8 protein-coding genes and 1 CRISPR repeat array (1 of these 9 cut by a window edge) are annotated in these 8,118 nt (G+C 36.5%); of the genes, 2 read left to right on the plus strand and 6 right to left on the minus strand.

Annotated features, from left to right (window positions below):
• A CRISPR array of direct repeats spans nt 1-2,315; the repeat unit is 37 nt; unit sequence GTTGCAATAACCAATCCAATAAAACAAGGATTGAAAC; it begins 67 nt to the left of the window's first position.
• An 855-nt stretch (nt 2,316-3,170) separates the two neighbouring features.
• The 6 genes from QFX38_04485 to QFX38_04510 form a co-directional block, all read right to left on the minus strand.
• On the minus strand, nt 3,171-3,296 hold the full coding sequence (locus tag QFX38_04485; GenBank protein MDI9624122.1) for a hypothetical protein: 126 nt from the start codon (nt 3,294-3,296) through the stop codon (nt 3,171-3,173).
• A 143-nt stretch (nt 3,297-3,439) separates the two neighbouring features.
• Nucleotides 3,440-4,606 (minus strand): DUF11 domain-containing protein, encoded by a 1,167-nt coding sequence (locus QFX38_04490; GenBank protein ID MDI9624123.1) that lies wholly within the window; start codon nt 4,604-4,606, stop codon nt 3,440-3,442.
• A 246-nt stretch (nt 4,607-4,852) separates the two neighbouring features.
• Nucleotides 4,853-5,158, minus strand: coding sequence for a hypothetical protein (locus QFX38_04495; protein MDI9624124.1), 306 nt, complete (start codon nt 5,156-5,158; stop codon nt 4,853-4,855).
• Between the two features lie 124 nt (nt 5,159-5,282).
• Entirely contained in the window at nt 5,283-5,543 is a 261-nt protein-coding gene (locus QFX38_04500) for a hypothetical protein (protein MDI9624125.1), read from the minus strand.
• The gene (locus tag QFX38_04505; GenBank protein MDI9624126.1) at nt 5,537-6,244 is read right to left on the minus strand and encodes a metal-dependent hydrolase; all 708 of its coding nucleotides are present in this window, start codon (nt 6,242-6,244) and stop codon (nt 5,537-5,539) included. The genes QFX38_04500 and QFX38_04505 overlap by 7 nt, the downstream gene beginning before the upstream one ends.
• 127 nt (nt 6,245-6,371) lie before the next feature.
• Nucleotides 6,372-6,953 carry a hypothetical protein gene (locus QFX38_04510; protein ID MDI9624127.1) on the minus strand — a complete coding sequence of 194 codons (582 nt, stop codon included), beginning with the start codon at nt 6,951-6,953 and terminating at the stop codon, nt 6,372-6,374.
• 326 nt (nt 6,954-7,279) lie between these two features.
• Between QFX38_04510 and QFX38_04515 the strand changes: the two genes are divergently transcribed.
• Nucleotides 7,280-7,723 (plus strand): hypothetical protein, encoded by a 444-nt coding sequence (locus QFX38_04515; GenBank protein MDI9624128.1) that lies wholly within the window; start codon nt 7,280-7,282, stop codon nt 7,721-7,723.
• 2 nt (nt 7,724-7,725) lie between these two features.
• The coding region (locus QFX38_04520) for a hypothetical protein (protein ID MDI9624129.1) at nt 7,726-8,118 on the plus strand (393 nt) is incomplete at its 3' end.

The following is an 8,118-nucleotide window of genomic DNA, read 5'->3' on the forward strand; positions in this document are numbered from 1 at the left end:
GCGGATAGTTGCAATAACCAATCCAATAAAACAAGGATTGAAACCAATTCAAATTACCACAGCCCATACAATGGCTTACAGTTGCAATAACCAATCCAATAAAACAAGGATTGAAACCAAGAATCTCAAAGTAGGATATGAGAACGTTCTCATACGTTGCAATAACCAATCCAATAAAACAAGGATTGAAACACTAGAGAAAGACAATGTAAGCAAGTCACTTGTACCGTTGCAATAACCAATCCAATAAAACAAGGATTGAAACAGCGTAACTTTCTACGCTGAATTATCCAGCTTCAGTTGCAATAACCAATCCAATAAAACAAGGATTGAAACAAACATCTTCTCGTCGATTTTCACTGTCACCTGTCTCGTTGCAATAACCAATCCAATAAAACAAGGATTGAAACAGGAGTTCCTCTAAGAGTCTTTTCTCCACTCTTACGTTGCAATAACCAATCCAATAAAACAAGGATTGAAACAACTTCTCAGTTTTGTAGTCGAAGTCGAAGAATAGTGTTGCAATAACCAATCCAATAAAACAAGGATTGAAACACTTTTCAAAAACACCAGTGTGTTTAAAGGTGTTTTGAGTTGCAATAACCAATCCAATAAAACAAGGATTGAAACAAATAAAAGTCGGATGGAAAAGGGGCAAAGGGGATTTGTTGCAATAACCAATCCAATAAAACAAGGATTGAAACTTAGGATGCTTGAACAAGTCCTCAAGCACTTCCCCATGTTGCAATAACCAATCCAATAAAACAAGGATTGAAACCAATCCGACGCCGCCAGCGTCATAGCAGAAGGAACAGTTGCAATAACCAATCCAATAAAACAAGGATTGAAACCCCAACTGTTGTTTTTTGGGGGTGTGGGTTCTTGTACGTTGCAATAACCAATCCAATAAAACAAGGATTGAAACTTGTCTTATAGTCTTGGCCGTAGTAGTATGCGTTCACGTTGCAATAACCAATCCAATAAAACAAGGATTGAAACTCCTAAGAGACGACAAGCCCCCAATGGTGAGCAACGTTGCAATAACCAATCCAATAAAACAAGGATTGAAACTTTTTAGGGTGGTTTTGGGTGGCTAAGTTGAACAGTGTTGCAATAACCAATCCAATAAAACAAGGATTGAAACAGAAAGTTGAAAAGGACAATGCAAGATTGGAAGAGCTGTTGCAATAACCAATCCAATAAAACAAGGATTGAAACAAACAACAAAAGAAGGTATGGCGAATATGAAAAGCTGTTGCAATAACCAATCCAATAAAACAAGGATTGAAACCTGGGTGTAAATATTTTTTTGTTGTTGCACTCTATATGTTGCAATAACCAATCCAATAAAACAAGGATTGAAACCTTGTGAATGTGAGTGATTCTTTTTTCTTCATTTGTAGTTGCAATAACCAATCCAATAAAACAAGGATTGAAACTGCACCCAAATCACGTCAGGATGATCTATGAATTTGTTGCAATAACCAATCCAATAAAACAAGGATTGAAACTCGAGATTATACCTCTTGGATGTTGTAGACAAATCTTCCGTTGCAATAACCAATCCAATAAAACAAGGATTGAAACGGTTTCAGCCTTTTCAGATCCGCCAGCATATTGTGTTGCAATAACCAATCCAATAAAACAAGGATTGAAACTTTAAGTAGCATAGGCTTTTGTGGTATCGTCTGAGCGTTGCAATAACCAATCCAATAAAACAAGGATTGAAACATTTCAAATGTTTTTTGTATTTGTTCTTTTTCTACCGTTGCAATAACCAATCCAATAAAACAAGGATTGAAACTCTTCTATGATTCTAAGCATCTCAGCGTAGAATTCGTTGCAATAACCAATCCAATAAAACAAGGATTGAAACTCAACTATGAAAAAACTGTGCACATGCACACCATCGGTTGCAATAACCAATCCAATAAAACAAGGATTGAAACATATTCTTCTCAACAGGCTCGTAGAAGCCGTTTTCGTTGCAATAACCAATCCAATAAAACAAGGATTGAAACGAGTTTGGTAGTATTACTCTCATTCTCATTTTTCAGTTGCAATAACCAATCCAATAAAACAAGGATTGAAACATAGTTAAACCCCTTTTGAAATCTTCCTCGATATTTCTGTTGCAATAACCAATCCAATAAAACAAGGATTGAAACAGAGATTTTCAAACGTGAATTGACCTTGTTATTGGCTGTTGCAATAACCAATCCAATAAAACAAGGATTGAAACGCAGCGTTTTCAGCGTTGTACATATGCATATTCTCTGTTGCAATAACCAATCCAATAAAACAAGGATTGAAACAATGTGGTTAGATTATGAGATATAAACTGGGAGATAATCATTTCCATTCTTCTTTTTTGGAATTCGTATTTTTTTCGTTTTTTGATGGAATTTATGAGGTTTATGAGGCTAGTCTCGTTCAAGTATCCAAGATCCTATGACTTTGTATTCACACCCTAATTACAATGAAAAACGAGATCTATTTGGCGACCCTATTATTGAGACAATACAAGTGTTTGGATTTTATCGGTAATAACGGAATTTCCCGCCTTCGTCGAAAGCTATTTATCTGAAGGGGAGAACATTTACAAGATATTAGCAACGACGACAATAGATGGTTATAATGCTACAAAGTTTCCTACAATTGTTGTGATAATATGTTAACACGCTATGAGACACTTATCTGGCTATATTGTGTATTTGGCGTTGTATTTTACAGTTATAACATTCAAGAAAGGGAATTCAAACTTAAGACGATGAACAAGCAATAGATCACAAAAAATAAAAATTCCAGAAAATTTTAAATCATAGTTAATACACTAAAATCACTTAATAAGCCTAAATCTCTTTATAAATTTTTCTAAAGGAATGAATAGGTCGAAAAAATGTTCAGTCAAAAAATAATGATAAAAAAGAAAAAATTATTGTGAGTCCCTCTTATACTGTTCTGTTCAAAAATTATCGTATCACGAAAACATTAGTCCCTTTGATTTTTCTGTGTCCAAACTAAAATATTTTCTAGCGTCTTCAAGTGCATGTAATGGGTAGAATGCTGTCATAACATTATATGTGACAAGGTATGGTCTTGCTCTGAATTTGTAAGCTAGTGTTTTGAACTTCCAAATGTGTCTTTTCAGTATTTTGAATTTTTCCTGATTATGGTAATAGTATCATGAATAAGTAAATTGCTTCACCGTCGCCTGCTATTGCAAGATGCAGTTCAGCATCTTTTAGCAATCTCATTTCAAAATCATATTCTTTAAGTTCATTTCTGATTTCCATAATTTTCCTTACCTTCTGAAAATTTTCAATACTAGACATGATAACGGCCTCCTTTCTTTCTTGGAGAAAAAAATAAAAACCGCGCCCGAGCGCAAGCGAGGGCGCGGCTAATCCATAGGGTTGGGCGGGCGGGTATAATCACTCTATGTGTAGATTATTTGGAATTGGTTGTTGATCGTGGCCCTGGTTATTCTTTTTATTGTTTGTCGTTGTCGGCCTTTCACGTTCTGGACTGTTGTAGTTTTGCTGTTTTCGTGTGCGGTGCTTTTTAGTTTTTGTGTGTATTGTATTGTCTTGGCTGTGCGCTCAGCATTGTATGTGTATTGTGTGATTTTGATTTGGGCGCCGCGGTGTAGGTTTCCAAGGTTTATTGTCCTGGTTCCGCCTGCTCCCAGGTAGAAGTTATATGATCTGTTTATTGTTGTTGAGCCGTCTGTTATCGTTAGGTAGATTACGTGTCTTTGTCTTACACCTGTGGGGTTTGTTATGATTAGTTGTATTTTGTTGGTGTCGGTGATTCTGAGTGCTGTGGTAGGACTGGCTTGGAATATGCTGAGTAGGCTTAGGTCACAGGTTGTTTGGGTTGTGATGTTGTATGTGCCCGTCGTGGTGTCTGGTTTGACTTTTAGTGTTAGGGTTAGTGTTGCGTTTTCACCGAGCGGGTCATCATTTTCGTTGTCGTCGTTGTCGTATGCTAGTGTGCCGATCGTCCAGATTCCTGTTTGTGGGTTGAATGTTCCTTTGGTGGCTGTGTAGGATTGGTATTCTACATTGCTGGGCAAGTTTATTTGCATTTTTGTATTGGTTGCGTTTTCTACTCCCATGTTCACGATGGTGACAGTGTAATTGAATACTTGGCCTGGTGATAAGCTACTGGGTATTCTTGCTGTGCTTTTCAGGTCTGTGAATGGTACTTCAATGTCTATCCTGGCGTAGTTGTTGGTTCTGTTTTCATCGTTGTCGGCTCGTAGGAAGAATTGTCCTGTGAGTGTTCCTGTCCCGTTTACAAGGCAGTAGAATGTTGCGCTTGCTACTCCATAGTATCCATTTCCAAGGTACCATGTGCCATTTTCGTATGTTCCATGGGTTACTGTTACATCTTCTATTTTGAGCCGAGGCGTGATATAGGACTGCACCGTCACATTATCCAAACTATAGCCCTGATCAGACGGAATAGTGTCCACTACAACCTCTATTTGGACATGGTCGCCCACCTTGGCAACTGTCTGGTTTGTGTATACTTCATAGAAGTAGCCGTCCGCTGCCGAAGCCGAACCTGCCATAACAAAGAAGGCAAGACCTAACAACAAGACAAAAAAATACCTTTTAGATATGGTACCACCTCCAATCCATTCTACGATAATATATTTTATAAAATTAGTATTATATAATTTTAGGCCCAAAAACGGCCCATATCATAAAAAACAATCAAATAAAACCGATATCAATAAACTAAATTCAATATTATTATAAAAAGATAATAGAAAAAGAATAAGACATGAAGCGGATATTTCCCGCGCCGAGCCCAAGCGAGGGCGCGAAGGCACCACACACAATCAAAACTTATATCTTGCACCTACCAGTAAGCCACTTGATATCATAAGTGCTGAAATTAATGCTGGCAGTAGTGGGACCCCTGTAGGTTGCATTGGCACAGACCCTGCAACCGCCTCTTGACCCTCACTTTCTGCTGGATCATTCATAATATCATGATCTAGGGCGGAGTCAAAATCTGTTGCTTCCACATTCTCATCAAGATTCCCTTCATCAAGGTCTATTATTTCTATATCCCCTTCTTCATTTTTTTGTGCCGATACCGTTCCCATGCCGATGGCCACGCCAAGCATCAGCAGTAAAGTCAATGTAATCAATGCATTTTTTATTCTCACCTTTTCCACCTCCGCAAGCTTATGTTAATATTTTTTAGAATAGTATTATGATATCTTTTGGGTCCAAAAAATTGGCTAAAAAAAGAAGAGGAAATTTTTACTTTTCCTGTTTTTGATATTTTATTTTGTTGATTAATTGGCCGTTTCTGGATTCATAGGATTTTATGAATGATCTTATCGCTTTTCTGGAAATTTCACTTTTTGATCTGGATTCTAGGTAGCTTATGATTTCAAGTTTACATGCCATTTTTGCGTCTATGTATACTTTTTGTGTATAGATTTTATTCGTGTTGTATATTCTTTCGAGTTTTCTTATCATTTCATGTATTTTCTCGATTTCTCCTTTTCTTTTTACCACCCTACCCCCTCCTCAGCTTGATTGGCCCCTTCTTCTGACGATTTAGTGCAATTTGGGGGGTTATAATATCTTGGATAAGAATAGTAATAGTTGATTACATTTCCTTGTCCTTCATCTGCTATGTCGATAAATATGCTTCCGTTTGGTAATGGATGGATCCAAATGTCTTTGGTAGGATTGTTAATGTTGAGGCGCAGTTCAATTCTTGTATCGTTTGTTTTGTTACGGTTTGTTGAATTTGATGTCCAAGTTGAAATCGCTGACATGAATGGTCCCTGTGGTAATAAAACTAGTATGGTGAGTAAGGCAAGGAGCACGACACTTGAGAATACCCTTTTCTCTCTTGCTTTGCTATTTTTATGTTTCCATTCTACATTGTATTTACCTTGGTATATTGGCCAAAAAAGTGGACATCCTACTGGTGTCAGACAATCTAGAAGTATATGGGATAATATACCTGCAGTTAGAGCTGTTCCAATTGTCATATCATAAAACAAATAAATTAGAATACATGGGACCAGCATAAACATGTTATGTAACTGTCTTTTATGATTATCAAAGATTGCTTTTTCAGCGAAATCAATTAGAAGGCTTGAAATGACTGTGATGATTAAAAATAGTATTGTAAATTCCGTATTCATAAGATATCCTAGTATGGCTCCCATCACAATGGCAAAGAATGCATGTGTATACCATTTCATCCTTGATCCTCCTGGAGGCTATTGGTATGTTGCTGCATAAAACCAGAAAAAATAATAAATTACACCTATGACAAATACGGCAATAAAGTGTAAAATGAATAAATATGCTATCCCATTCATTAGGGGGTCACCTTGCAATCCATAGTAATGTTCTGGCCATTATTGTTGCAAACCATACTGATGCGAGTGTTATGTAAGCTACTAGACCTTGTAGGCTCATTGCAATTTTGAGATATATGAGAAAAGCGAGCGTTCCAGCGAAAATTATTATGGGAATTTTAATGTCAGTGATTTCATCGGCTGGATCGCTTATAATCATCATTTTCTTTAAAAGTTGCCCCTGTCCTTTTCTCAGTTTTCCTCTTATACTGCAGAGAAATTGTACATCATCTATTAAATTGAGGAAAATTTTTACTGAACTTTTTGAGAGTTCTTGAAAATCGTTGAAAATTATTAGCACTCTTTTATCTTTCAGTTTCATTTTTATTTTTTCTATGATTTCATTTGTAGTGTGTTTATTGTATATCGTAGTTTTTTCTGTTTCGCTCAATTCCGATAATATTTCAGCTGCTATTTCCTTGGCAGGATTCACATGGCCGAGAAAAATTGTTTCGTGTCCAGTTTTCAAATTTGCATACTTTTTAACGTCTCTATACTTTATCGCAACACTCTCACCCTCAACTAATGCTTTAAGGATTTTTTCTTTCAACTCAACCACCCTACAAAAAATAATATAATATTAAAAATTATTAATATAATATTAAAATTTTACGGTTACTAACCATCTTCATAATAGCATCTCACAAAACAGCCCTAGATCTTTTAAAAAGCGACATGAAAGCCTATAAAGGCCAGAAAAATATTACAGAAGTTCCCGTATTAGCATGGATAGATTTTTTGTAACATTTTTTTCCATTTTACTCCGGCTATTATTACTTAGCAGATTCCCAAGAATTTTCGCATAATTTATCTAGAATAAATCATTGAAACAAAGGTTATAATCTATACTATCATAATAATAACTAGGAGATAGAGATGACCCGCATACTATGGACAACCACACTAATTCTACTATTCATAATCTCTCTTTTTAACTGTGGCATGTCCTTTGCAGCGAAAAGATATCCCATTCCCATTCAAATTTCAAGTGCCCCTTGTTATGGGATGATCACTGAAAGTTATGGTGAGGGTAGTCAGAAGTATTGGATTTTTAGACCAGCTGCGCCAGGTAAGTATCCTGTGGTGGTTTTTCTTCATGGTTGGGCTGCCACTGAACCTTTGTTTTATATGGCGTGGATTCGGCATCTTGTAAGGGAAGGTAATATTGTAGTGTATCCAAGATATCAGAATCTTTTGGATCTTAGTTCCGAGAAGTTCACTGATAATGCCGCAAATTCTATTAAAGATGCTCTCAAGAAACTTAAGGGCAAATACGATGGTAGGTTTTATATTGTTGGTCATCGGCTGGTGGGCTTATAGCAGTGAATCTTGCAGGTAGAGATGATATTCCCAAGCCTAGTGCTGTTCTTACGATTCAGCCGGGTGTTTCGGAAAATGGTAGTAAGCTTCAAAATCTTTCAAGGATTCCAAGTGACGCTTTATTGGTTGTAATGGCCGGGGACTCTAATAATATTACTGGTACGGGTGATTCTTATCTTATAATGGATGAAACTCCACAGATACCCTCTGAGAGGAAGATTTTTCTCCTTGTGCAATTAGATGGGAATTTAAGGGCGGATCACTTATCTCCTCTTGCTATTTCAGATGAATATGGTATCCTAGTAGATAACTTGGATTATAGTGGCTATTGGAAAGTTTTAGATATTCTTATGAAGTTATCAGAGAATAATAAAACTATTAGTGATGCTGATATG

This window comes from Methanothermobacter sp. (assembly GCA_030055615.1).
GTDB lineage: Archaea > Methanobacteriota > Methanobacteria > Methanobacteriales > DSM-23052 > Methanothermobacter_A.